We start from the raw sequence: 23,418 nt of genomic DNA, 5'->3' as shown, positions 1-23,418 counted from the left end.
GGATGCAGTAGTGCATGAATGACAGATAAAAACTTTGTGGGTGCCGGCATGGACGACAGCAATCAAAATCATGCGCTGGAGCGCAAGAGGGGGTCCGGCGCGAGGCAGGTCTATGACCTCTTGCGGGATGAAATCCTTGATCTTCGCCTCGCCCCCGGAAGTGCGATCGACGAAGTGCAACTGGCAACGCGGTTCGGCATGTCGCGCACGCCGATTCGTGAAGCTCTGGTGCGGCTTGCCGGAGAGGGGCTGATCGAGACCCTGCCGAACCGGTCGACCATGGTGTCGAACATCGACTTTCTCGGCATGCACGCCTATTTCGATGCGCTGGGTTTGATGTACCGGGTCACGACGCGGCTCGCCGCGCAGCACCATAAGGCAGGTGACCTCGACAGCATTCGAGTTCATCAGGCAGAATTCAAAGCGGCTGTCGAAGCCCAGGACGCCTTGGCCATGATCGCAACCAATGCGGACTTTCACGCGGCGATCGCTGCGGCTGGCCGCAATGAATACTATGCGCGCTTCTTCGAGCGTCTGCTGGGCGAAGGGCGGAGAATGCTGCGTCTCTACTACCAATCCTATGATGATCGGCTGCCATCCCGCTTTGTGGACGAACACGAGGAAATCATCGCGGCGATCGAAGCGCGAGACGTCGAGGCCGCGGACAGGCTCGGCCGCGCTCACAGTGAGCAGATCGAAGCCCAGATCGAGCGGTTGCTGACCCGCCATGATAGGCTCGACATTGTCCTGTAGGTATTTGTATTTTTCTTGTCGACAAGATTGAAGAAGACGCTATGCTGCTCGTCGATAGGGACAGGGGCGCGTTTCCGTGCGCCGAAACGAAGGAGCTTTCCGTGACTGCAAGCATATTTTCGGGCGTCGTTCCGGCGCTGATGACACCGTGCACCGCAGACCGCATGCCGGATTTTGACGCGCTGGTCCGTAAGGCACAGCAGTTGATCGAAACGGGCATGTCGGCAGTGGTCTATTGCGGATCCATGGGTGACTGGCCCCTGCTCACAGATGCGCAGCGCATGGAAGGCGTCTCGCGTCTGGTTGAGGCTGGCATCCCCGTGATTGTCGGCACTGGCGCGATCAACTCCGCATCTGCCGTCGCGCTTGCCGCACACGCCCAGAAGGTCGGCGCAAATGGTCTCATGGTCATCCCGCGGGTTCTGTCGCGCGGCTCTGTGATCGCCGCCCAGAAGGCGCATTTCAAGGCAATCCTGTCCGCTGCACCGGACCTGCCTGCGGTCATCTACAACAGCCCCTATTACGGCTTTGCCACGCGCGCCGATCTGTTTTTCGCGCTTCGCGCGGAACACCCCAACCTTGTTGGTTTCAAGGAATTCGGCGGTCCGGCCGACATGCGCTATGCGGCCGAAACCATCACCAGCCGCGATGACGACGTTTCTTTGATGATCGGCGTCGATACCGCCGTCTACCACGGCTACGTCAATTGCGGCGCAACCGGCGCCATTACGGGCATCGGCAACGTTCTTCCCAGGGAAGTGCTGCATCTGTGCAACCTCGCGAAAGCCGCGGCCACGGGTAACGCCGATGCACGCTTGCGCGCCAAGGAACTGGAAGAAGCGCTCGGCGTGCTTTCCTCCTTCGATGAAGGCCCGGATCTGGTTCTCTACTTCAAGCACATGATGGTCCTGAAGGGCGACGCAGAATATGCGCTGAACTTCATCGAAACGGACGTGCTCAGCGACAGCCAGCGCGGCTATGTGGAAGCCCAGCTGACGCTGTTCGACACCTGGTATGCCGACTGGTGCAAGCTCCCCGGCGCTGTACAGACCTGCAAGCCCTGATCTTTGCGCTCGCGGGTAAAACGGTTCCTGTTTCCGCGACGATAAAAGCCGTGGCCGTGTTGAACTCAACGCGGCCCCGGCACTGCGGTGATCAAAGTCATTGTTGTCCCGCAAATTTCCGGCCGCCAGTGAACCTGCAGGATTTCAAATCAACGCGCCCTGGAGCGTAAGCGCTGCCCGCACGTCGTCGGCCGAAACTGTTGCGCTCGAGGCGCGCAATGCTGCGGCAACGCCGGCTGCATGCCCTGTTGCGAAAGCGGTTCCCATCACCCTCAGCGAACCATAGGCTGCCTGATCGGCCCCGGCGACGCGGCCCGCGAGGAAAAGATTGGAAGCTCCGGCAGCCTCGATCGATCCCATCGGGATGTCTGCAAATCCTTCTCCCCCAAGATCGACGAAACGAACTTTCCCAGGCGCCTCGTGAACCTCCATCGGCCAGGCTGCGCGGCCGATACCGTCTTCGCGCCGCTCGCCTTTTGCCAGGGCTGCACCGGTCAGATCGTTGCGCGACCGTGTCCGGCGCGTTTCGCGGATGCCGATCTGCGGTCCGGTCGCTGCGATGAAGGCCGTTTCAAAGCCCGGTAGCTGCCGCAGCAACTGAAGGTTTCGCCACGCTTCTCGTCGTGCCTGGCGTTCCGCTGATCCAAGACTTGCGCCGCTCAAACCGTCCGTGTCGAGGTCGATCGTCATCCACCAGTAGTCGTTCGATGTCGGAAGCCGCAGCATAACGCCCCCGTCTGCACGGTGGATTTGCGTATCGCCGCTCTCGTTGTGCCTTGCAATCAGGTCTGCCATCCGCGCCCGGTCGAATGAAACCCCTGGCGCTACTCCGCCGATGCGAACCGGCAATGAGGCCGGCTGAACCTTGTCGCCTGCCATGCTGTTGACTGTCATTTCGAACCCGGCGAGCGATGCGAGCGCTGCCTCGCCACTGGCATCGACGAATCCGGCGGCAGTGATCTCGTAGCAACCGGCGTGGTCAGTCACGGTGATTGCGGTCAGGCCGTCCGAGCCGGTTGCGACGGCTGTCACGCGAGAGTGCAGCAACACGTCGATACCGGCAGCGTCGGTCATCTGGTCGAAGCCGAACTTGATTGCCTCCGGATCCAGCATGACGATCCAGTTGCCGCTGCTCGACCTGATCGGCGCGACCTCCTGGCCGAGCGTGCGGAGGGTGTGCAAGAGATCCGCACCTATTCCGCGCACGGCAAAGACCGGTTCGGGGCCTTTCTGGTAGAAGCCGCAATAGGCGAGAACCAGAGAATTTGCGGCTGCGCCGCCGAGAAATCCGTACCGCTCGACGAGCAGAACTCGTGCGCCCGATCGGGATGCGGCCACCGCCGCGCTCATGCCGGCTGCACCGCCTCCGACCACCACGACATCATATCGACCACCACGCATAATGCTCATCCTATGGTTCTCAATCGATGATGCTCACTGCGGTTGCGAGCATAAAAGGCGACGATAGGCGGCCGCGGGTATTGACGCCAATACAGTTTCCGAACCAGGGTATAACCCGGATTTATAGGACGGAGACCCGTGGCGGATGCCGAACCCCAAGCTCAAGGAACGGCAGATCGAGATTTTTCGGACGATCATGGCGACGGGTTCGCTGACGGTTGCCGCAAGACATCTCGGCGTTTCGCAGCCCAGCCTGTCGACCGCGATCAAGCGTCTGGAGGACCAGCTCGGCATCGCGCTGTTTGCCCGCATCTCCGGCCGGCTGGTCCCGACGCAGGAGGCCGAACTCATTCTTGCCGAGGTCGAGCATGTTCATCAGCAGTCGGAAATACTGTCCGATGTCATCTACTCGATTGCCCGGGGCGACGCGTCCACCTTCCGCTTCGGCTCCACGCCAAGCCTTGGCGCCCGGCTGATCCCGAAGGCACTGAAGCGCTTGCAGCAGCAAGGCACCGCCGGCACTTTCTACAGCGATTCCTTGTCGCAGCGCGATGTGCGTGACTACCTCCTCTTTGGCCAAGGGGCCTGCGTCGCGACGATCGCGGAGGTTAACGATCCGGTTATCCAGACTGTCCCGATCGCCACCGCTGGCCTGGTCTGCGTGGTGCCTGCTGGCCATCCGCTGGCAGGTAGACGGTCCGTCAGGCCAGCGGATCTTTCGGACGAACAACTAATTTCGTTTGGCGCGACCACGACGCACGGTCTTCTGATCGATCAGACCTATCAGCGCTGGGGCGAGACGCGCAAAACGGCGGTCTACGTCCATTTTGTCGACGCCGCTCTCGCCTTCGTCGCCGAACGTATCGGCATCAGCGTTCTCGATGCCTTTTCGGCAATCGACTGCGATGTCCATGGGTTGGTGGCAATACCGATCGAAAACAGCGCCAGCGTTTCCGCCTATGTTCACGTCTGCGACCGTCGTCCAAGACAGAAAGGCGTCGACAGCCTAATAACCGCGCTCCGAGAAATCGCGGCAGCTGTGACAAACACGCAAGCAGGAGCAAAAACCGATGAGTAGACCGGCAAACGCCCTGTTCCCGGGGTTCAAGGACCGTCGCGTCCAGACGGCTGATGTCGATTTCGCCGTCCTCACCTCAGGCTCCGGCCCTGCCATCCTGCTGCTGCACGGCTATCCGGAAACCCGTTCGGCCTGGCACCGGATCGCGCCCGTGCTCGCTGCTTCCTATTCCGTGGTCGTGCCCGACCTGCCGGGTTACGGCGATAGCCGGGTCACCGGGACGCTCATGGATATGGGGTCCAAGCGCCGGATGGCGAAGAGCCTGCACGAGATGATGCGAGCCCTTGGGCACGACCGCTTCGTCGTCGTCGGCCACGATCGCGGCGGAAGGGTTGCCTATCGGCTCGCGCTCGATTTCGAGGAGGAGGTGCGCGCACTGGTTTCCGTCACCGTCGTGCCGACGCCGGAAATGTGGGAAGGGGCAGGCAAGGCTTTCGGGCTTGGCGCCTGGCACTGGTTCATGCTGGCGCAACCCGCACCGCTGCCTGAAACGCTGATGGCGGCCGATCCGCGTTTTCTTATCGACTTGACGCTCGCCAAGATGGCCGGCGACATCCGCCTGATCGATCCTGCGGCGCTGGAAGACTACCGGATGGCCTTCGACAGTGACGAGGTCCGTCATGCGATGTGCGAAGACTACAGGGCTGGCGCGTCGGTGGACGAGGCAGACGACCTTGCCGATCGCAACTCCGGTCGAAAGATACAGGCGCCGGTGCTGGTGCTCTCCGAACAAGGCCGGCTCTACGGTGGCGGACGCACGCCGCTCGACATCTGGGCTGACTGGGCGGTCTCGGTAGAATGCGAGGGTCTTCCAGGCGGACATCTGCTGCCCGAAACGGCGGCTGACCAGATGATCGAGAGGTTGCTGGCCTTCCTTGGGAAAATCACCGATGCCCGCTGAGAACGACGACCACCAGCACAGGGTGCCGGCCACCACCGACGGATTGCTGAGCCTGCGCCAGATGGAGGTTTTCCATGCGGTAATGCAGGCGCGTTCGATCACCGGCGCCTCCAAGGTTCTCACCATATCGCAACCGGCGCTCAGCCGCACGATCCGCCGGATTGAGGACCTGCTTGGAATCGCGCTTTTCGCCCGTGATCGTAACGGGCTGGTGCCGACGTCCGAGGCGCTGGAAATATACGCGGAAATCGATCCGTTGATCCGCCAGCTGACCGGTGTTGGAACGCAGATCGGCCGTATCGCGCGCGGCGAAACCGCCGTGTTTCGGGTCGGCTCGACGGCCAGCGTGGCGCGGGCGCTGGTTCCGCAGGCGCTGCGGACGCTCTCCGTCGAAGTGCCGGGTATCGAGTTGTTCTTCGACGTGCTGCCGGTCGACCAGATCGAGGAATATCTGATTACCGGCCGCGGTGAAGCGGTGGTGACGATTGCTTCGCTGGACCATCCGCTGATCGAAAGGGAACATGTCGGGCGCGTCGATCTGGTGGCCGTCATTCCCAAGAGCCATAGCCTTGCGGCCCGTCCCGTCATCCATGCAGCGGATCTTGCCGACGTGGATTTCATCAGCTTTGCCGCCGGGGGTGCCCATCAGACAATCGTTGATCGTTTCCTCAGCCGCGAGAAACTGAAGGTCAACACCCGTGCCGTTGCGCGCTTTTCCGACACTGCCTTGGCGCTGGCGAACGAAGCCATGGGTATCGTCCTTGTCGACTACGTCACGACTCTCGGTCCGGTTGGCAGCAATCTTGTCATCCGACCGATCCACAACGCACCCCAGTTCTCGATATCCGTCCTGTGGAACCGTCGTCGCTCGCACTCTGCCAACCTGCGCAAACTGATCGAGATCATCGCCGCACGACTGTCAGCCCTGCCGCCGCTGCCCTGAGAGGCCGGATAACATGCTCTGAAGGCATGGGAGGCATAATCATTGTTTGTTGTCTTCTGGTGCGGTGAGTGGCAATGAGGGGCACTGGCGTAACGCAACGCCGTCCTTGGAGGAGGATAATCATGAAGTTTCAAATGAATCGCCGTCAGGCACTCATCGGCATGGGTGCACTCGGCAGCGCTGCGGCTTTTGGTCTGCCTGCGCGGGCTGCAACCCGTAACCTCGCCGTGCTTCACCTTGCCAGCCACGCACCGAGCTTCATTGCCTTCGAACGCGGTTACTACAAGGACGCAGGGCTGGACATCGAACTGAAGTTCTTCGAAGCAGCGCAGCCGATGGCCGTGTCAATCGCTTCGGGTGATGCCGACTTCGGCGTTACCGCGATGAGCGGTGGCTTGATCAGCCTCGCGCAAAAGGACGCCATCAAGGTTATCGGCGGCGCGCTGACCGAACAGAAGGGCGTTACCGGCGCGATCATCCTGGCGTCGAACAAGGCTTATGAGGCCGGTCTCACCGACCCTTCGAAACTGTCCGGCAAGAGTTTCGGCATCACAACGGCCGGATCCTCCTTCCATTTCATGGCGCACAAGATTGCCACAGCCAACAACATCAAGCTGTCCGACATCCAGCTGCGTCCGCTGCAGAAGCTTGGCGCAATCGTCGGCGCCCTGACCACGGGCCAGATCGATGCCTGGGCCATTCAGCCGAATGTCGCCAAGAAGATGATCCGCGAAGGCGCTGCCAAGCAAATCGGCCTCGTGTCGGACTACGCACCGGATTACCAGGTGACGACCGCCTTTACCTCGACCAAAAACGCCGCCAACGAGCGCGACATGACAGCGTCTTTCGTCAAGGCCTATTCGCGGGCGATCGCCGACTACAACGCTGCCTTCGTCGACAACAAGGCAGATGACGCCGAGCGCGACGCCCTGGCCAAGATCGTCCACAAATATGTGGAAAGCGACAGCCCATTCGAAACGGCCAAGCAGAACCTGATCGAAGGCGCCATGCGCGTCAACGAGGGCCTCGCATTGTCGCTTGGAAGCTGTGTCGAACAGCTCGAATGGTTCAAGTCCGAAGGAATGGTCAAGGACGCGATCACCAACGAACAGCTGTTCGATACGTCCTACGTCAAGACCATCTGACCGGTCGAACCCGCGGCAGCACTGCGGCCTGCCTGGAGTACCCATGGATCTGAAGCTCAACAACATCAGCCACTCCTATGGAGCCGTCGAGGTTCTGAAGGATATTTCGCTCGACATTCCACAAGGGCAGATCATCTGCCTGATCGGACCGTCGGGCTGCGGCAAGTCGACCCTGCTTCGGTTCCTGGGTGGCCTGGAGCGGCCGACCTCCGGCAACGTGCTGCAGGTCGGCAATCCGCCGGCAGATTCGCTCAACCCGCTGACATACGTCTTCCAGCATTTCGCTCTGCTGCCCTGGCGCACGGTCGAGGGCAATATCCGGTTGGTCCTCGAGGACCATGGGCTGAGCGGACGTCAGATGGACGAAATCGTGACGGATGTTCTCGATCGCACCCGCCTTTCCGAATTCCGCAAAGCCCTTCCCAAGCAACTGTCGGGCGGCATGCGCCAGCGCGTGGCGATCAGCCGGGCTCTGGCGGTCCGTCCCGCAGTCATGCTGATGGACGAACCGCTGTCGGCCCTCGACAGCCAGACCCGCGAACTGCTGATGGATGACCTGATCTCGCTCTGGACGCGCCAGCCGTTCACCTCGGTTTATGTAACCCACAATCTCAACGAGGCGGTCCGGCTCGGGCACCGCGTCGTCGTCCTGTCTCGCCGACCAGGCCGGATCCGCGAGATCGTCGATATCGACATTCCACTGTCAGATCGGCATCTCGGCGATCCCGTATTGGAAGAAAAACAGAAGCAGCTCTGGGACCTGATGCGCGAAGAGGCCATGGCGGCCGACAAGGAGTTGGTCAATGTCTGACGTCACAACGTTTTCCAGCCCTGTAGAGACATCAAGCAGGGGTGAAACAGGAAAGATATCGACCGTATCGTTCCGCGGTGGCGGCTTTGCACCGATCCCGGTGCAGGGCGTCGGCATTGCAGTCTTTGTCGTTCTGATCGCGCTCGCCGAAATCGGCACCCGTAGCGGGTTCATCTCGAACCTGACGCTGCCACGGCCCTCGGCTGTCCTCGATACCTTTGTCCAGCTCTGGCAGACGGGTCTGCTGTGGAAGCATCTTCTGCCTTCACTGCAGCGGCTTTTCGTCGGTGCGTTCATGGGCATCAGCGTCGGCATAGCGGTCGGCGTGCTGATCGGTCTTTTCAGTTATGTCCGCGCCGGACTGGTCCCGCTTGTCGCCGCGCTGTTTCCGATCCCCAAGATCGCGCTCCTTCCTCTGTTCGTCATTTGGTTCGGCATCGACGAAATGTCGAAATACGCACTGATCGCTTTTGGCACGTTTACGCCGACCGTGGTTGCCACCTATGGCGCCGTCGACAACGTCGATCGCACGCTGATCCGCATGGGCCAGAGCTTCGGGCTGAATTGGTGGTCGATCGTCCGCAAGATCGTCCTGCCCGGGGCATTCCCGGCCATCCTTTCGGGTCTGCGCGTCTCGATTTCGATCGCGATCATTCTTCTCGTCGCCGCAGAGATGCTCGGTGCGCAGTACGGCGTCGGCTCTTACATCCTTGAGGCCGGCTCGCTCTACGACCTGGAAAAGCTCTTTGCCGGCGTCACCATCCTGTCGGTCATGGGACTGCTCGTGAATTTTGTAATCGGGCAGGTCGAAAAGCGCTTTCTGAGCTGGCGCGGCTAAACACCTAAATATTATCGAAGGGAACGACACCATGCTGGCATTGCAAAAGGTCCGGCCCGCCAAAGGCGTGGAGTTTCGCGAGATCGGCGTGCCGGAAGCTCTTGCTCCGCGCAACGTTCTGGTCCGTGTCCATTCGGCCGGCATCTGCGGAACAGACCTGCACATCGCGGAGTGGACGCCGGGCTACGAGTCGATGGAGCGCGCCATGCCCGTCACCCTTGGCCACGAGTTTGCGGGCACGATCGAACGGGTAGGGGAGGCTTTGTCGGAAACGATTATCGGCACCCGCGTGACCGCAAGACCCTCTACCACCTGCGGCCGTTGCGATGCCTGCCTTCGCGGCGACGAAGACAATTGCACGGCGCGCAAAGGGATCGGCATCGGCCGCAACGGCGCATTTGCAGGGTTCGTGTGTGTGCCCTACGATAACTGCCACACCCTTCCCGACGATCTCGACATGGATGTCGCGGCTTTGACAGAGCCGATGACCGTCTGCGCCGAGGCGGTCGCGACTGCGGAGGTCCTGCCGGGTCAAACCATTCTGGTGATCGGTCCGGGTTTCATCGGACAGGGCATCGCCATCATGGCACGGGCGATAGGTGCCAAGGTCGTAGTGATCGGCCGCGATGACGGGCCGCGGCTGGATGCACTCCGCGCGGCCGGTTTCGAGCAACTGATCGATACGGCGAAGACAGACATGGCGGGCGCCCTGGCGGACCTTGCGCCGTTCGACGCGATCATCGAGGCGGCCGGCGTACCCGCGCTCGTCAGCGCGACGCTGCCGTATCTCAAGAAGCGCGGGATCTTCACCGTTGTCGGCATCCACCCTCGGCCAGCCGAAATCGACCTCACATCCGTCGTGCGCATGCATCAGCAGATCCGCGGCTCCTACCGGGCACCTGCTGCCGACTGGGACGGCGTCATTGCCTTTCTTGACGCCAATCAGCCGCTGATGCGACAGCTGATTTCGCACACGCTCCCACTGTCGGACGCGCTAACGGGTTTCCAGGCCGCGCAGGATCGGGTCGCGTCTAAGGTCGTCCTGCGCATGGGAGAGCCCTGATGAGCCCCGCCATTCTAGCGCTCTGGAACGATTACCCCGCCACCATGGCCGAAGAATACGAGGCCTGGCACACATTCGAGCACGTGCCCGAGCGCCTCACGGTCCCCGGCATGCGTGCCGCCCGTCGATACGTGTCGGCAGCCGGAAAAGAGAGCTATTTCACCCTCTACGAGCTTGAAAGTCTCGCGGTGATCGAGCAGCCGTCCTATCTCGATCTTGTGCGAAATCCGACGCCCTGGTCTCAGAAAATGCGGCAGCATTTTTCGAGCGTGCTGCGGATCCCGGGCGAGATCGCTGTGAAAGCTGGAAGCGGTATCGGAGGCGCAACACTCGTGCAGGCCTATTCTGTCGAAAGCGGAAAGGCCCATGCATCGATACCGACAATGGAAGAAATTCTGCGCCAGCTGATGACCCAGACCCGCATAACGGGCTTCCAGGTCGTACTCGCCGAGCCCAACCAGGTGTACGAGGTTTTCGAGCAGGATGAAGCGACCGACCCTGATACGGTCAGTGTTGTCATCATCGCCGAAGGAACCTCCGTCGAAGCTTTATCGGTCATGCAGGCCGCATTGACGCGTCAGATCGAGCACCGTCTCGAACCCCGCAAAAGGCTGCGCAGCGACCTGTTCAAGCTGCTGATCAGCTACCGCGGCGAAGACTTTCCCTCGCATCGGTCCGAGATCGACACCAACACGATGTGGCATAGCGGCGATCACACCTGATCCAAATCGACGTCAGAAACGGAATGGATCGACCTCTTTCGAAAGACCGATTCCGCGGTCGCTTGGTGGGTGCCGCAGCCGTGCCGATGTGACGATGAACAGGACCGGGGTTGAGTACCGCTCATCGCCTCCAAATGGCGGGATTAGCGGATGTTCTGCGTCGCCAGCAGGAGAATGACATAGGCGAGGACCGTCAGGACCAGTCCGCGGAAGGCGAACGACACGCACTTGTACTTACGGCGCGAGATCAGCGACAGGATGTCGGCGTTATCGAGATATTCGTTGAACAGGTAAGAGACATCGCGGTTCGCCGCAGCGAGCTCGAACAGCGGGCGATGATGCGGCCAGGTGCCCCAGAAGAGAGACGTCGAGCGGGGGATGTTGCGGGGGAGGACAACGAGGATTGCGCAAATGATTGAAAAGACTGACGCGCAGGCCAGTATGGCGCGAAGCAATGCCTCCGGAATGTCTGCCTTCGCATAGAGCGCCCAGTCGAACACACTTCGCCCTTCCGCAGAAGAGATCAAGAAAGCCAGCATGAACGTGAAGATATAGGCGGCCTTTTGGTCGGCTATCTTGATCTGGTCATAGAAGACGTCGTTGATCTTTCGGATGTGGTTTATGTACTCCTCCGTCACCTCACCGCTCGCCATGGTCAGGTCAAGCATCTCCGTAGGTGCGCTATCAAAGTCACTCACGTGAAAATTCTCCGCTTACAAAGTATCCTCTCTAATAAGACTCTGGCGGCTATTCAATAGTCTTGCTAGGGCGACTACGACACTTAGTTGCTTAAGGGTGGAGCGGCGGGGGATGCCGGATTGTAGAGTGAAACTTTTTAAGGCAGCAACAGTGCTGTCGCTGACGACGGCTGTTCTGTTGTCGGCTGCACTTGAGCCTGCGGGTGCGGAGCCCGTTCCGCGCTCAGGTACTGCAGCTGGGGCCGTCATCGCACGTAAGACTGGCGAGGAAGTCCGCTTTATTGACGTGTCCGACTGGCGGTCCGTCGATCTCAAACAAGACCTGATGAGCGGCGATATCCTGCGCACGAACGCGGTCGGCCAGCTCGCCATCGTTTTCTCGGACCGTACCCAGGTCAGGCTCGGCCGCAACACCTCGATGGTCGTGAAGCAGATCACCAGTGAGACGAGTTCCGACACGGTGTTGCAGCTTCAGTCAGGAACGATCTGGGCCCGGGCCGAGCGCGGAGGGCCCGGCGTACAGGTCCAGACGGCCGCAGCGGCTGCCGCTATTCGAGGGACCGACTGGACCATGACGGTCAGCGGCAACGACACGTCGCTGACGGTTCTCGACGGGGTCGTGCAACTCGCCAATCCACAAGGCATGGTCGACGTGCGTGCGGGTGAGGCGGCAGCAGCCACCTTGGGTCAGGCGCCTCGCAAGGTGGTTATCGTCGACTCCGATGACCGCGAACAAATGCTGTTCTACCTTCCGCCGCGAGAAGCGTTCGAGCGTATGCCGCCAGCAGCGGTCCCATTTGCAGACATGCGCCGAAATGCCGATCGTATTCTGGCGATTCCACCTGCGAAGCGTTCGACCGCCGACCTGGTCGATCTTGCGGAAGCGCAGTTGTCGCTTGAAGGCCCGGCAAAGACAATGGAGATGCTTGGTGCGCTGGAGCGCACGCAGTTATCATCAACCCAACGGGACCGGCTGATCCTGATCAAGGCCATCATCGCAGCCAACCAAGCGCGATACGGTGAAGCGGCGGCCCTTTTCGCGCAGGTTTCTCACCGCCTCGATCCCCGCAGGAGAGCGATCGCGCTCTGGGGTGGCTATTATGCACGGTCGCTGGCAGATCCAAGCCGTGTCGAGCCGCTGCCACCGAGCAATGGTGGACCGGAAGCCGCATTTCTGCGGGCCTATGCGGTCGGTTTCCTGAAGGACCTGAACGCGTCGATCGAGGCTCTTCGCGAAGCGGAGCGACAGTACCCTTCCGACCCCTCGCTTCCGGCCTATCGCGGCTGGATCGCGTTGTTGTTGAATGACCGCAAGCAGGCGGAGGAGGCGATAAACCGCTCACTGTCTCTCGATCCGCATGAGCCCACTGCGCTGGAGGCGCGATCTCATTTCAAGGCAGGGTTCCAGGGCGATAACGACGGAGCGCTGGCAGATCTCTACGAGGTTCTGAAGGTAACGCCGGGAAGCAGCACCACCTGGAATGCGATCGCCGACATACACTCGACCAGGGGTGCCAATCGAGAGGCAGAGGCAGCGCTTCGAAAGGCGATCGAGCTGGATCCGATCGATCCTATATCGCACTCGAATCTGGCGATCTTCTATCTGGACACAAACCGGGTGAAGGAGGCGAAGCGCGAGATCGATCTTGCCATGGCTGCGGATCCGGCGCTGGATCAGGTTCTGATTGCGAGAGGTCGCTACTATCTCCAGACAGGCGAGCCCGACAAGGCGGTCGAAGACCTGCTCGCAGGCACTGTTTCCAATCCGGCGGATGCCCAGGGGCAAATTGTTCTTGGCGCGGCCTACTACCAGAAAGGGGACCGTGTCGCTGCAGAACAGGCGATCGACAATGCCGATAGACTGGATGACAATGATCCCGTCATCTCGGCGGTTCGGGCCTCGGTGGCCATTTCGGAGTATGATGCGCCGGGTGCGATCCAACATGCGCGAGACTACGTCCTGCGTGCGCGAGCGCGCGGTGGTGAGTACACGTCGCTTGGCGCAAACCAGCAGGCGGGTTCGATTCTCAACAGTGCGTTCCGCTTTCAAGGCCTGAACGCCTGGGGAGAATTCTACAGCGATGCCGTCTTCGATCCATTTTCCGGTGCTGCCTATATCGATGAAAGCATCCGTGGCAGCGTCAACCCTTTCGCGAACAGCTACCTCTATGGTGAGGATGTCATCAACAATGCCCCGAACGGGCAATTCTTTTCATCAACGCTTCAGGGGCTCCTGCTGGAGCCGACACTGATCTCGTCTCCCAGTCGCGGGTTTGACATTCTCACCCGGCCGTTCTTCGAAGTATCTGTCGGAGGTGGCTTCACTGCGGCGGGCGGAGGCACCGGCGGGACGGGCGAGGCAGAGATTCAGGGCTATACGAACATCCCGAACCCGAAGAGCTACTATGCCAATTTCGAATGGCAGAAGTCACTCGACGCCCGCGATGCCGGCTTGATCACGGATATCGGGACAGAGCTGGAGGTGCTCGGCGGCAATGTCTTCCTGACCACCAGTCCGACCTATTACGACCGCATCGTTCTCTATTACAACGACGCCAAGAGCACCTTCGACCAAGAGGTGACAAGCTCTGGAGCCTTCCCCCTTGTGAGGAATGAGATCGTCGGGAGAAGCCGCAACGGCGGCTTAGGCTGGAGCCACACATTCGCCTACGAGAATGTCATGAACGCGGCCATTCTGTACAGCGGGACAAGGCGCAATGACACCCGGTACAGCGAGATCGACTTTGGACCTCCGTTCCCGACCCTTCCATTCGCGCGGGAAAGCGATGAGTTTGAAGAAAATGCTTATATTGCCGCAGCCAGCCATACGTTCAATGCGGGTGATCTGACTTGGCGCTATGGTGTTGAAGGAGGCTGGATCTCCGAATCCCAGTCACAGACGTTAGAAGACCTTCTTAACGGGGGTGCTAGGACCGTCAGCAGCTCGGATTGCACGAGCGTCGCAAGCGTTTATGTCGATCTGCTCCACGAGATCCAGTCAAACTTGAAGGCTGAGTACGCCGTATTCGGTAACTACCTCAGCAACGACGCATCTGACGGTGTTCGCCTAGAGCCGCGTCTCGGCCTTGCCTGGTCACCGGTCGAGGGACAGTGGCTCCGCGCTGCCGTGATGCGCAGCAGCACGGATCTGTCGACGCCGACGCTGTCGCCGGTCTCTGTCGTCGGCCTGCAGCCGAATGCTTTCGATGTTGCACCCGAAGGACGTGCCGATACGGTCGCACTTCGGTGGGATGCGGAGTGGACAGACAGGTTCTTCACGGCTGCGGAGTTCCAGCACCAGGACGTGCGCGACATGCAGATCGCAGTTCCACTGACAGCCGTTCCCTTCACCACCAGCGAGGGACGCATCGATAGGGCGAGTCTGACAGGCAATCTTCTCTTAGGGCACGGCTTCGGTCTCTCGTCCACGATCGCCTACGCGGATTCGGAAGAAAAAGGCGGCAGCCTGCCCGCCGGCTCATCCTTGCCGTTCATCCCGGAATGGGCAGGCCAGCTGGCGCTCACCTATGTCAATCCGGCCAATGTCCAGGTTTCGCTGGCCGCCAACTACATTGGCGAGCGGATAGGCAGTGCCGGGACTGGCCTTGGTGACTACTGGACGCTCGACAGCAAGCTGACCTGGGAGCCTCTCGACAAGCGGATGGCGCTGATACTGGAGGCTTTCAATCTGCTCGACGAAGAGTTCGAAGTCGACGCCGGCGTTCCCGCATGGGGAAGATCCTTCAAGGGTACGTTGAAGGTTCGTTTCTAGATGTCAGGTAGTCGGTCGAATGCCCGCGGCGGGCCCATGCTCGGGTCTCGGCAGCTAAAGCTCACGGCGCTGTCACTGATAATCTACGTCGCATTGACGTTGATCGCTCAGCTTCCAGCTTGGTCGCTGCTCGACAACCGTGCGTTCGACTATCTCTCGACCCTGAACCCTTTGCCGCTTGCCTCGGACAGCCCGATCGTCGTTGCGATCGACGAACCGTCTCTCGCCGAAATCCAGAGCCAGTGGCCGTGGCCACGAGGCCTGCATGCCAGACTGATCACGGCGTTGCGCGCGGCCGGTGCCAAGACGATCGGCATGGACATCATCTTCGCGGAGCCGTCCAATCCGGAAGACGACGCCGCCCTTGCCGCAGCGCTTGGACCAGACGTCGTGCTCGCCGGTGACGAAACGCTTGTGACGTCTGCGCAGGCGGATCAGTTTGTGCGGGTTCTGCCGCTGCAAATGTTCAGTGACGCCTATGCTTTGACGGGCATTGCCTCGATTACGCTTGATCGCGACGGCGTTCTGCGTCGTCTGCCACCCTATGACGATGGCTTCGCCGCCACGGTTGCGACTGCTGCAGGTTTCGAAATTCCGGTGGGAGTGCCGAACAAACTGCTTCAGGTTTACGGGCCAGCCCGCACATACCCGACAGTTTCCTATTACCAGGCGCTCGAGCCGGAGCGGTTCCTGCCCGAAGGGTTTTTCAAGGATAGGATCGTTCTGGTCGGTCTAAGCCTTCAAACCGCAGCGACGGTGGAGAAGGGCGGAGCGGACGCCTATGCAACACCCTATACCGTCCACACCGGTCACCTGACGGCCGGCGCTGAAATCCAGGCGACGATCGTCGATAACATCAGACTGGGATCTTCCGTTACAGAAACTGACCAGGCACTGCGTCAATTTCTGCTGTTTGGTGCGGTCGTCATCGGGGCGCTGCTGGTCCGCAAGGATACGGGTTGGAAAACCGTGTTGTACAACAGTGTCGCGCTTGTCGTGATGCTGGGTGGAGCTTACGCCGCGTTGCGGTTCGGGAGGGTGTTTGTGTCTCCGGTCTCGCCCGCATTGGCGATGCTCAGCCTGAGCGCTGCGCAGGCGGGGCTCGATTACGCGAAGGAGCGGGCGGGCCGTCGCCAGATCACGCAAGCGTTCGCTCAGTACCTATCGCCTGACCTTGTTTCTCAACTGGCCAGCGATCCGACCCGTTTGAAGCTTGGCGGTGAGAAGAAGAAGCTGAGCGTCCTTTTCTGCGATGTCCGCGGGTTCACTACAATCGCCGAACAGCTGAAGGATGACCCTCAACACCTCACCGAGCTGATAAACCGGCTGTTGACGCCGCTTTCGGATATAGTGCTCTCCCATGGGGGAACGATCGACAAATATATCGGCGACTGCCTGATGGCATTCTGGAATGCGCCGCTCGACGATCCCCACCATGCCGATCACGCGGTTTCAGCCGCGCTTTCAATGCTCGCTTCAATGGCGAGCCTGAACGCCGAGCTCGCGCGTGAGGCGGAGATCGCCGGTCGAATGCATCACGAGCTGCGTATCGGTATCGGCATCAATACGGGTGATTGCGTCGTGGGCAACATGGGTTCGACCAGGCGCTTTGACTATTCCGCACTCGGCGATGCCGTCAATCTGGCAGCACGTCTCGAGGGGGAATCCAAGAACCTCGGCGTATCCCTACTGATCGGGGCCGGGACCGCGGCCAGCCTGGCCGACACGAGCGGTGTGAGGGAGCTCGGCCGCATCCTCGTCAAAGGCAAGAGCGAGGAAGTCTCGGTTTTCACTGTTGTGCGGTAGGAGATCGGACAGGAAGAATTTGGCCGGAGAAAGCGTGCATCGATAGAGACGAGCCGAAGAGTGTGATCCCGATCAACTGCGGCCGGAATGTCCACCGGCCGGAAGAATGAGCATTCCAATCTTTGATTTGGTCGAGCTATAGTCCAATCCGCGGCGCCGCACCGTCCGGTCACCATGCGGGCCCGCCTGAATATGGGGGTTCACGTGCCGTATCATTTCCTGGAAGTCGCCGTGACGCCGAGCGTGAGAGCCGCACAGGCGGATATGGGTGCGGATCAAATATGGTTGGGCTACCACGACCGCCCCTCAGATACATTCACGGAAAACGAAATCGCCTTCATCGCCTCGCGCGACAGCTTCTACATGGCATCGGTGTCTGAAACCGGGTGGCCATACGTTCAACACCGTGGAGGGAGAGCTGGTTTTTTGAAGGTCGTCGATCATCGAACCATGGCATTTGCCGACTATCGAGGTAACCGCCAGTACATCAGTGCAGGAAATCTCGCAGCCAACGACCGGGCCTGCCTGTTCCTGATGGACTACGTCCGACGAGCCCGGCTCAAAATCTACGCACATGTCGAGCGGCTAACGCTAGATGCCGATCAGGCTCTTACAGATCTGGTCTCCGATGCCACCTACAAAGGCAGGCCTGAGCGGTTATTCAAGCTTCGGCTCGAGGCTTACGACTGGAACTGCCCACAACACATCATCCCGCGCTATACCGAGCAGCAGGTCGAGGAAGCGGTAGTACCCCTTCGTCAAAGACTGCACCAGCTGGAAGCCGAAAACGCGACACTGCGCGCCCGCTTGGAAGGCAAAGCCTTGTGATCGACGCTCGAACGATCGTCTAAGACTTACGCACGAGATTGCGTGGTCGGTCGCCGGGCAGCGTTGCCTCAGCCGCTGGTCTCAACGTTCGTCGCCGGATGATGGTATAGCAGGCGATCCCAGCTGTACGTGGCTCGCCCGTTCGCTGATGTAACGATCAAGGGACGCGATCATCTCTTGGGGACTGTCGCAGCCAGCGCCATATGCCCTCAACAGATAGGCAACCGCTTCCTCCCCCAACACGCTGGTCGGCTCAACGGTGTTAACGGCGCACCAGTCGAGGTGCGCGTCTCTGATCAAGTTGAGTTGCGTAACGTCAAATACACCCGCCGCCATCTTCGTCTCCATTATCGATCTCTTCGCAGTTACCATGAGACCGTTGCGACGATAACGCATGGACGCGGTTCTTGTTGCCGGCGACGAAGCCTGTTTCGCGTGACAATGCCTCGTCAAGGAGACACGGAGAACCTCTATGACGTAGGCCCCGCGCTGAAGGATGGGCATCGCCCGCAGACTTGAACACGGCTGCTCGGCATCACATCTATTGCCAGTAACGTCCGCTCCATCTTGAAAATCTCATCAAACTGGAACGGTAACGTTTGTTTTCTGCACGCTTCGGTGCAGACTGTCACTTGGAACGATTCCGGTTTTTACTCTTCAGTCGACTCCACGACGGGCTTACTTAACGAGGTACTCGGTGATTGATTTCTTCGGCACAACGCAAGGTTTCATGACGTTGGGAGCGCTGATTGGCGCTGGTAGCTTTGCTCTGGGATCCGCCAGTCGGTCCATCCACAAACTCGGCATTCTCGTCCGTCCGGGACAGACAAACCGGAACGCGCGCAGCCTTGCAATGCGAACGATGCTGGCGCTCGATGACTACGTCGGGGCTGCCTACGCAGCCGTCCATGACCGGCCTGAGTTCAATCCTATGGACCAGGAGGAGTTCGCGTTCCATCTTCCCGAACCAGTGCTGATCCTTCCTGACGACGCGGACTGGCAACTTTTCGGGGCGGATCTTGGCGAAGAGATATTGTGGTTTTCAAACCGTGTTAGCAACCACGAGAACGCTCTCGAAAGCCTCGATTTGTCGAAACCTGCGCATGACGGCTTTTTCGAGCGCCGCATTGAGGGTTACGCCCGGCTTGCTGCAAGAGCGATGGATCTGATTGCTCGGATCAGCAGCGAGTTCGACCTGACCCTTCCTGAAAAACCGGACTACTATCGTCAGGCGGAAGGGCTAGCAAAGATTCTGCACGGCCTCGATAAGGCGACCGCAAACAAGCTCCAACCCGCCACCGGGAATGCAACCACGAATGTGACTCCACTGTTCCCAAAGTCAGTGTGATCTCCCGCCGGCATCTGCTGATCGACATTTCCAACGTCAGGCTATGCGATCAGGCTGAGCCTGATACGGGCCTTTTTTGTCAGAACTTGTACCGGACCCCTACGACATTGGCGTTCGAGCCGCCGTGCATGTCGCCCAGCGTTCCCCATGCGCCTGAGCGATGGTGGAGCCGCCAGAACACCTCCGTGTTCGGGAGCTTGTCGCTCGAAAGGCTCAGCTCGGGTCCAAGGTAGAACAGGGTGCGTGCGTTGCCGTCCCGTTCCTGCTCGTGATCCCGCTCCCGACCTTTCTGGCTTTTGGTGACATGGCTGAGGCCGAACGTGAACGATGGCGCGACAGACACAGGACCAAGCTTGACGCCGTCATGTCGGCCCACGACACCGCCCCACACCTCGCCGCTCGTGCTCTGGCCGAACCGACCAGTAAGACCCGCCTCCAGGCCGAATCTGAACGTCCCGAACTGGTATGGGAACACCTGGTACCCCAACCCAATCAACGCGTTATCTTCGTAGTCAGAACCGAACACGTTGGCAGCGTCGAGCATATTCTCATCGACCATAGCGCCACCGAACACCATCACCGACTGATCCAGATCAGGACGGTCTGCTCGCGCATGACCGAGACCCAACTGCAAGACGACGGCCACCAAAGCCACCCTCGGGAAGAAATTCATTCCAGCTTTCCTCCTCAGGAGTTGTTTCGCGCGCCGTAACGTTAGCAAGACAACATACGACCTGATCCGTTGTAGGCAAGACGTCATCGACTGTCGAGAGTTGTGGCAGATCCGAAACGACCGATGGAATTCTGCCACCGTTCGTGTTCCGTTTATAACGAGAGGCGTATTTGGCTCGGCCGCACCTGGTGGCCGAAGGCCTCGATCGGTATGGGTCGCGAGAAAAGGTAACCTTGCAGCTCGTCGCATCCCGCTGCGATCAGGAACTCCCTCTGCTCCTCGGTTTCGACACCCTCGGCCGTTGTTGCCTTGCCCAATGTCCGGCTCAGACTGGCGATAGCGGAGACGATGGCGGCACCTTCTGCCTTGCAGCCCAGCAATTGGACGAAGGACCTGTCAATCTTTACGCGGTCGATTTTGAGGTCGATCAAATGGCTCAGCGACGAAAAGCCGGTGCCGAAATCGTCGAGCGCAATTCTCACCCCGCGTGACCTGAGTAGGTTCAGGTTCTCGGCCGCGCCTTCGTCGAGGTTGAAAATGGCAGCCTCTGTTACTTCAAGCTCCAAGCGATCCGGGGAAAGCCCGCAATCCCTCAGAATCGACAGAACCATCTGGGCAAAGTTGCGCTGTCCGATTTGTGACGGGGAAACGTTGACGGCAATCGAGAGATGAGCCGGCCAGGACGCAGCAGCGGCGGCCGCCGTGAGCAAGACCCATCGGCCAAGCTGGTTGATCATCCCGGCTTCTTCAGCAATCGGAATAAACTTGTCGGGCGACAGAAGCCCCCTTGTCGGGTGGCGCCATCGGACAAGAGCTTCCGCACCTGTAAGATCACCTGACCTGTCTGCCTGATGGACCCCTTGGGCAAAAACTTCCAGATGACCTACCCGGTTGTCGCGGATCACCCCTTGCGTGTCACCCGGACCTTCATCTCTTTCGAGCATGATGCGCAGTTCGTTCCGCAGTTCGGTGCGTTCGTTTGCGCGGGTGTCCAGCGAACTATTGTATTCTGCCGCGCGGCCGCGGCCACTTTCCTTGGCATCGTAGAGTGCGACGTCTGCCCGACGAAGGAGTTCCCGGGCAGTGGTAAACGCGCCCTCAGGGGCCGTGTATCCGATGGAGCCGCCGATAGAGACAACGACAGTACCGTTCACAAGATGAAACGGGTCGCTGATGCGCGCCATGATCTCGTTGCACAAACCGATGATGCTTCGGTTGTGGCCGAGAGAGGGGATGAGGAGGGCAAACTCGTCGCCGCCGAAACGCGCAAGTGTGTCACCAGGCCGAAGAAGCGACTTCATCCGCTCTACGGCGATACGCAACAGCTCATCGCCAGCGAGATGGCCGTAGACGTCGTTGACCTGCTTGAATCGGTCGAGGTCGATCAGCGCGACGACAGTCTCGCGGTCTTGTGTCCCGAGTTCGGTAAGACATTGCTCAAGTCTTGTCGCAAACAAAGCGCGGTTGGGAAGACCGGTCAGCACGTCGTGATGGGAAAGATGCCGCGCATGGGTCTCGCTAGCAGCGAGTTGTTTCAGGCTATAGCGCAGGCGCAGCAGCAGGGCGGAAAACAAGATGGTGACGACAAGTCCGGCGGCAGACAGGAAGGGCAGGAGACGCGCGATAACGCGAGAACCAGGCAGGTCCGGTTTCCAGACGATAAATCCGATGGGCTCTGCCGTGCGGGTGGACGCCACCTGGAACGCGACCTCACCCGGTTCGTAATCCGCTGTGCGAGCGTAACGTGCCCCCGCGAGACCCTGCTCCCTGCTCAACATATCGAGCGTCGGGCCGTCCAGGAACCGGATGGCGATCAGATAGTATTCCGCCTTCACCTTACCTGGATCATCTTGCACCTGATGAACCACCGGAACGATGCCCGCAATCGAGGGCCTGCCTTCCAGCCGGAGCAACTCCACCTGGTTCTTTTGGGGAGCGGGAGCGTGCTGCCCATCGGTTTCCAGGCCTTTTGTTACGGCCGAGATCATTGGCCAAAGGACGGGACGAACCCATTTGAAACGACGCACGCTATCGGGGTCAGGCTGGAGTGCGAGTTCTCCGTCGGGCGAAATCAGAAAAACGGCGCTGTAGCCAAAGACGGATGTGGCGATCCGACCAAACGTCTGGATCGACGCGCTTCTGGATATCTCCGTGCCGCTGTCCGAAGAGCCGGGCGATAAGAATGAAGCATAGCCTTCCGCCAGCAGTTGCATATCCTGTGCAACGCGGTCGACCTGATTTTGCAGCCTGCCGTCAACCAGCTCTCGTTGCCTGTCGCGCGCCGCAGAGTCGCTTTCACTTCCGGCCCAAATGGCTGCGAGAACAACGAGCCCTAATATTGCAAGACCGGTTCCGGTCAGCAGGATCAAAACCGACTGCGACGACGAACGAGCCGACAGTCGCGTCAACAATGAAAACACCCAGTTTGAAGACACGGAATCTCCCCTCGCCCACGGAAGTGTAGAGGGGATTAATTACGAAATGCTTTTAAAGCATGTCTCAAAATTGAAGCATTCGCGATTGATGACGAAAACACGCAATGCCGGAGACGGCCGGGGTCAAGATGAGCTTCTGGTTGGCTGCTGACAAGCATGCGAGAGAAGCTCTTAATCCTTGTATGTTCTAATATTCCCAATACGGGAATCGAGCCCGGACGACAAGAAGCGAGCCAGATGCCGAAAATGAACCCCAGAGCGCTGATCACACTGTGTATAGCTGCTTCGTTGCTCCTTTTGCCCACACATAACCTTAGAGAGGCAGTCGCTGCCGACCGGGCAGGAGATCAGAAGATCAAGGTTGCGTTTGAGGGAGGCTTTCCTCCCTTCAACTACGTGGACTCCAGCGGTCAACTGCAGGGTTTCGACGTCGACATCGCCAAGGCCCTTTGTGAGACGGCACGGCTTTCCTGCGAACTGGTCGTCCAGGAATGGACCGACATGATCCCCAATCTGCTTTCGAACAAATACGACATGATCGTATCGTCCATGTCGATGAGTGCAGAGAGACGCAAACTCGTGACATTCTCGGACAAATACTACGACAGTCCCTCCGTCTTTATCGCACGCAAAGACTCGGTCTTGACCACCATATCGGACGAAAGCCTCAAGGGCCTGCGCGTCGGCATCGCGGCGGAGACCTCACAGCAGGCATACATCAAGAAGTTTTTCCCAAGCGCCGAGACAACGGTGTTTCGCTCCTCGCCGGAGCTTTACAAGGCGCTGGCAAACGAGGACGTTGACGTCATGCTTGAAGACAAGCTTGCCGTGTACGACTGGCTCACGAACACGAACGAAGGACGTTGCTGCAAGTTCGTTGGCACCGACGTCAAGGACACATCGATCTTCGGCGAAGGTGCGGGCATCGCTTTCCGCAAGGACGATGCTGCGTTGACGGCAAAGATCAATGCGGCCCTGGCGGAGCTTCAGGCTGGCGAAGTCTATGACAGCATCAACGCGAAATATTTCCCCTTCAGCATCCGTTGATGCGGGCTATCTGGCATTCCTGAAGATCGGACCAGAATGTCGGGTCGACACCCTGCCGCGAACCGGCCTAAGCCGGAATCCTGATACAGCTC

20 protein-coding genes are annotated in these 23,418 nt (G+C 59.7%); 15 read left to right on the top strand and 5 right to left on the bottom strand.

Annotated elements, in window-relative coordinates:
• Positions 1-48 precede the first annotated feature (48 nt).
• Positions 49-753: a GntR family transcriptional regulator gene (locus ASG19_RS16990; RefSeq protein ID WP_062460497.1), complete on the top strand. Its 705-nt coding sequence runs from the start codon at positions 49-51 to the stop codon at positions 751-753.
• Positions 754-854: 101 nt separating this feature from the next.
• Positions 855-1,817: a dihydrodipicolinate synthase family protein gene (locus tag ASG19_RS16985; RefSeq protein WP_062460494.1), complete on the top strand. Its 963-nt coding sequence runs from the start codon at positions 855-857 to the stop codon at positions 1,815-1,817.
• 144 nt (positions 1,818-1,961) lie between these two features.
• Here the strand turns inward: ASG19_RS16985 and ASG19_RS16980 are convergent, their stop codons facing one another.
• On the bottom strand, positions 1,962-3,227 hold the full coding sequence (locus ASG19_RS16980; protein ID WP_062459923.1) for an FAD-dependent oxidoreductase: 1,266 nt from the start codon (positions 3,225-3,227) through the stop codon (positions 1,962-1,964).
• 136 nt (positions 3,228-3,363) lie between these two features.
• On the opposite strand from ASG19_RS16980, the gene ASG19_RS16975 reads away from it, so the two are divergent.
• The 8 genes from ASG19_RS16975 to ASG19_RS16940 all read left to right on the top strand — a co-directional run bounded on the left by ASG19_RS16975 (position 3,364) and on the right by ASG19_RS16940 (position 10,719).
• Positions 3,364-4,296, top strand: a complete 933-nt coding sequence (locus ASG19_RS16975) for a LysR substrate-binding domain-containing protein (protein WP_062459921.1) — start codon at positions 3,364-3,366, stop codon at positions 4,294-4,296.
• Complete coding sequence (locus tag ASG19_RS16970; RefSeq protein ID WP_062459919.1) at positions 4,289-5,197, top strand: alpha/beta hydrolase; 909 nt, start codon at positions 4,289-4,291, stop codon at positions 5,195-5,197. Before ASG19_RS16975 ends, ASG19_RS16970 begins: the two co-directional genes overlap by 8 nt.
• Entirely contained in the window at positions 5,187-6,140 is a 954-nt protein-coding gene (locus ASG19_RS16965; RefSeq protein WP_062459917.1) for a LysR family transcriptional regulator, read from the top strand. Before ASG19_RS16970 ends, ASG19_RS16965 begins: the two co-directional genes overlap by 11 nt.
• Positions 6,141-6,262: 122 nt before the next feature.
• Positions 6,263-7,285, top strand: a complete 1,023-nt coding sequence (locus ASG19_RS16960) for an ABC transporter substrate-binding protein (RefSeq protein WP_062459915.1) — start codon at positions 6,263-6,265, stop codon at positions 7,283-7,285.
• A 43-nt stretch (positions 7,286-7,328) separates the two neighbouring features.
• Positions 7,329-8,096, top strand: coding sequence for an ABC transporter ATP-binding protein (locus ASG19_RS16955; RefSeq protein WP_062459913.1), 768 nt, complete (start codon positions 7,329-7,331; stop codon positions 8,094-8,096).
• Positions 8,089-8,934, top strand: a complete 846-nt coding sequence (locus ASG19_RS16950; protein WP_062459911.1) for an ABC transporter permease — start codon at positions 8,089-8,091, stop codon at positions 8,932-8,934. The genes ASG19_RS16955 and ASG19_RS16950 overlap by 8 nt, the downstream gene beginning before the upstream one ends.
• Positions 8,935-8,965: 31 nt before the next feature.
• The gene (locus ASG19_RS16945; protein WP_062459909.1) at positions 8,966-9,997 is read left to right on the top strand and encodes an alcohol dehydrogenase catalytic domain-containing protein; all 1,032 of its coding nucleotides are present in this window, start codon (positions 8,966-8,968) and stop codon (positions 9,995-9,997) included.
• Complete coding sequence (locus ASG19_RS16940; RefSeq protein ID WP_062459907.1) at positions 9,997-10,719, top strand: hypothetical protein; 723 nt, start codon at positions 9,997-9,999, stop codon at positions 10,717-10,719. The genes ASG19_RS16945 and ASG19_RS16940 overlap by 1 nt, the downstream gene beginning before the upstream one ends.
• A 143-nt stretch (positions 10,720-10,862) precedes the next feature.
• Here ASG19_RS16940 and ASG19_RS16935 read toward each other — a convergent pair whose 3' ends face one another.
• Positions 10,863-11,417: a Pycsar system effector family protein gene (locus tag ASG19_RS16935; protein WP_062459905.1), complete on the bottom strand. Its 555-nt coding sequence runs from the start codon at positions 11,415-11,417 to the stop codon at positions 10,863-10,865.
• Positions 11,418-11,544: 127 nt separating this feature from the next.
• Here ASG19_RS16935 and ASG19_RS16930 point away from each other — a divergent pair, with 127 nt between their 5' ends.
• From ASG19_RS16930 to ASG19_RS16920, 3 genes are all read left to right on the top strand, one after another.
• Positions 11,545-15,189: a FecR domain-containing protein gene (locus tag ASG19_RS16930; protein ID WP_244476203.1), complete on the top strand. Its 3,645-nt coding sequence runs from the start codon at positions 11,545-11,547 to the stop codon at positions 15,187-15,189.
• A 36-nt stretch (positions 15,190-15,225) separates the two neighbouring features.
• The gene (locus ASG19_RS16925; protein ID WP_280136956.1) at positions 15,226-16,995 is read left to right on the top strand and encodes an adenylate/guanylate cyclase domain-containing protein; all 1,770 of its coding nucleotides are present in this window, start codon (positions 15,226-15,228) and stop codon (positions 16,993-16,995) included.
• A 204-nt stretch (positions 16,996-17,199) separates the two neighbouring features.
• Positions 17,200-17,823, top strand: a complete 624-nt coding sequence (locus ASG19_RS16920) for a pyridoxamine 5'-phosphate oxidase family protein (RefSeq protein WP_062460492.1) — start codon at positions 17,200-17,202, stop codon at positions 17,821-17,823.
• Between the two features lie 81 nt (positions 17,824-17,904).
• On the opposite strand, the gene ASG19_RS16915 is transcribed toward ASG19_RS16920, so the two are convergent.
• Positions 17,905-18,171: a hypothetical protein gene (locus ASG19_RS16915; protein ID WP_062459900.1), complete on the bottom strand. Its 267-nt coding sequence runs from the start codon at positions 18,169-18,171 to the stop codon at positions 17,905-17,907.
• Positions 18,172-18,520: 349 nt separating this feature from the next.
• Between ASG19_RS16915 and ASG19_RS16910 the strand changes: the two genes are divergently transcribed.
• The gene (locus tag ASG19_RS16910) at positions 18,521-19,171 is read left to right on the top strand and encodes a hypothetical protein (protein ID WP_156466538.1); all 651 of its coding nucleotides are present in this window, start codon (positions 18,521-18,523) and stop codon (positions 19,169-19,171) included.
• Between the two features lie 79 nt (positions 19,172-19,250).
• Here ASG19_RS16910 and ASG19_RS16905 read toward each other — a convergent pair whose 3' ends face one another.
• Positions 19,251-19,844, bottom strand: a complete 594-nt coding sequence (locus ASG19_RS16905; RefSeq protein WP_062459898.1) for a hypothetical protein — start codon at positions 19,842-19,844, stop codon at positions 19,251-19,253.
• A gap of 152 nt (positions 19,845-19,996) precedes the next feature.
• Positions 19,997-22,213 (bottom strand): EAL domain-containing protein, encoded by a 2,217-nt coding sequence (locus ASG19_RS16900; protein WP_244476202.1) that lies wholly within the window; start codon positions 22,211-22,213, stop codon positions 19,997-19,999.
• Positions 22,214-22,576: 363 nt separating this feature from the next.
• Here ASG19_RS16900 and ASG19_RS16895 point away from each other — a divergent pair, with 363 nt between their 5' ends.
• Positions 22,577-23,326: a transporter substrate-binding domain-containing protein gene (locus tag ASG19_RS16895; RefSeq protein ID WP_062460486.1), complete on the top strand. Its 750-nt coding sequence runs from the start codon at positions 22,577-22,579 to the stop codon at positions 23,324-23,326.
• Positions 23,327-23,418 lie beyond the last annotated feature (92 nt).

This window comes from Rhizobium sp. Leaf306 (assembly GCF_001423425.1).
Lineage (GTDB): Bacteria > Pseudomonadota > Alphaproteobacteria > Rhizobiales > Rhizobiaceae > Neorhizobium > Neorhizobium soli.
The sequence above is the reverse complement of the archived record's forward strand: the minus strand, read 5'-3'. Positions and strand labels throughout refer to the sequence as shown.

Bases quoted from the DNA above. Each gene is read 5' to 3' on its own strand.
- ASG19_RS16990 (WP_062460497.1), top strand. From the start codon at position 49: ATGGACGACAGCAATCAAAATCATGCGCTGGAGCGCAAGAGGGGGTCC.
- ASG19_RS16980 (WP_062459923.1), bottom strand. From the start codon at position 3,227: ATGAGCATTATGCGTGGTGGTCGATATGATGTCGTGGTGGTCGGAGGC.
- ASG19_RS16975 (WP_062459921.1), top strand. From the start codon at position 3,364: ATGCCGAACCCCAAGCTCAAGGAACGGCAGATCGAGATTTTTCGGACG.
- ASG19_RS16970 (WP_062459919.1), top strand. From the start codon at position 4,289: ATGAGTAGACCGGCAAACGCCCTGTTCCCGGGGTTCAAGGACCGTCGC.
- ASG19_RS16965 (WP_062459917.1), top strand. From the start codon at position 5,187: ATGCCCGCTGAGAACGACGACCACCAGCACAGGGTGCCGGCCACCACC.
- ASG19_RS16960 (WP_062459915.1), top strand. From the start codon at position 6,263: ATGAAGTTTCAAATGAATCGCCGTCAGGCACTCATCGGCATGGGTGCA.
- ASG19_RS16955 (WP_062459913.1), top strand. From the start codon at position 7,329: ATGGATCTGAAGCTCAACAACATCAGCCACTCCTATGGAGCCGTCGAG.
- ASG19_RS16950 (WP_062459911.1), top strand. From the start codon at position 8,089: ATGTCTGACGTCACAACGTTTTCCAGCCCTGTAGAGACATCAAGCAGG.
- ASG19_RS16945 (WP_062459909.1), top strand. From the start codon at position 8,966: ATGCTGGCATTGCAAAAGGTCCGGCCCGCCAAAGGCGTGGAGTTTCGC.
- ASG19_RS16940 (WP_062459907.1), top strand. From the start codon at position 9,997: ATGAGCCCCGCCATTCTAGCGCTCTGGAACGATTACCCCGCCACCATG.
- ASG19_RS16925 (WP_280136956.1), top strand. From the start codon at position 15,226: ATGCTCGGGTCTCGGCAGCTAAAGCTCACGGCGCTGTCACTGATAATC.
- ASG19_RS16915 (WP_062459900.1), bottom strand. From the start codon at position 18,171: ATGGAGACGAAGATGGCGGCGGGTGTATTTGACGTTACGCAACTCAAC.
- ASG19_RS16905 (WP_062459898.1), bottom strand. From the start codon at position 19,844: ATGAATTTCTTCCCGAGGGTGGCTTTGGTGGCCGTCGTCTTGCAGTTG.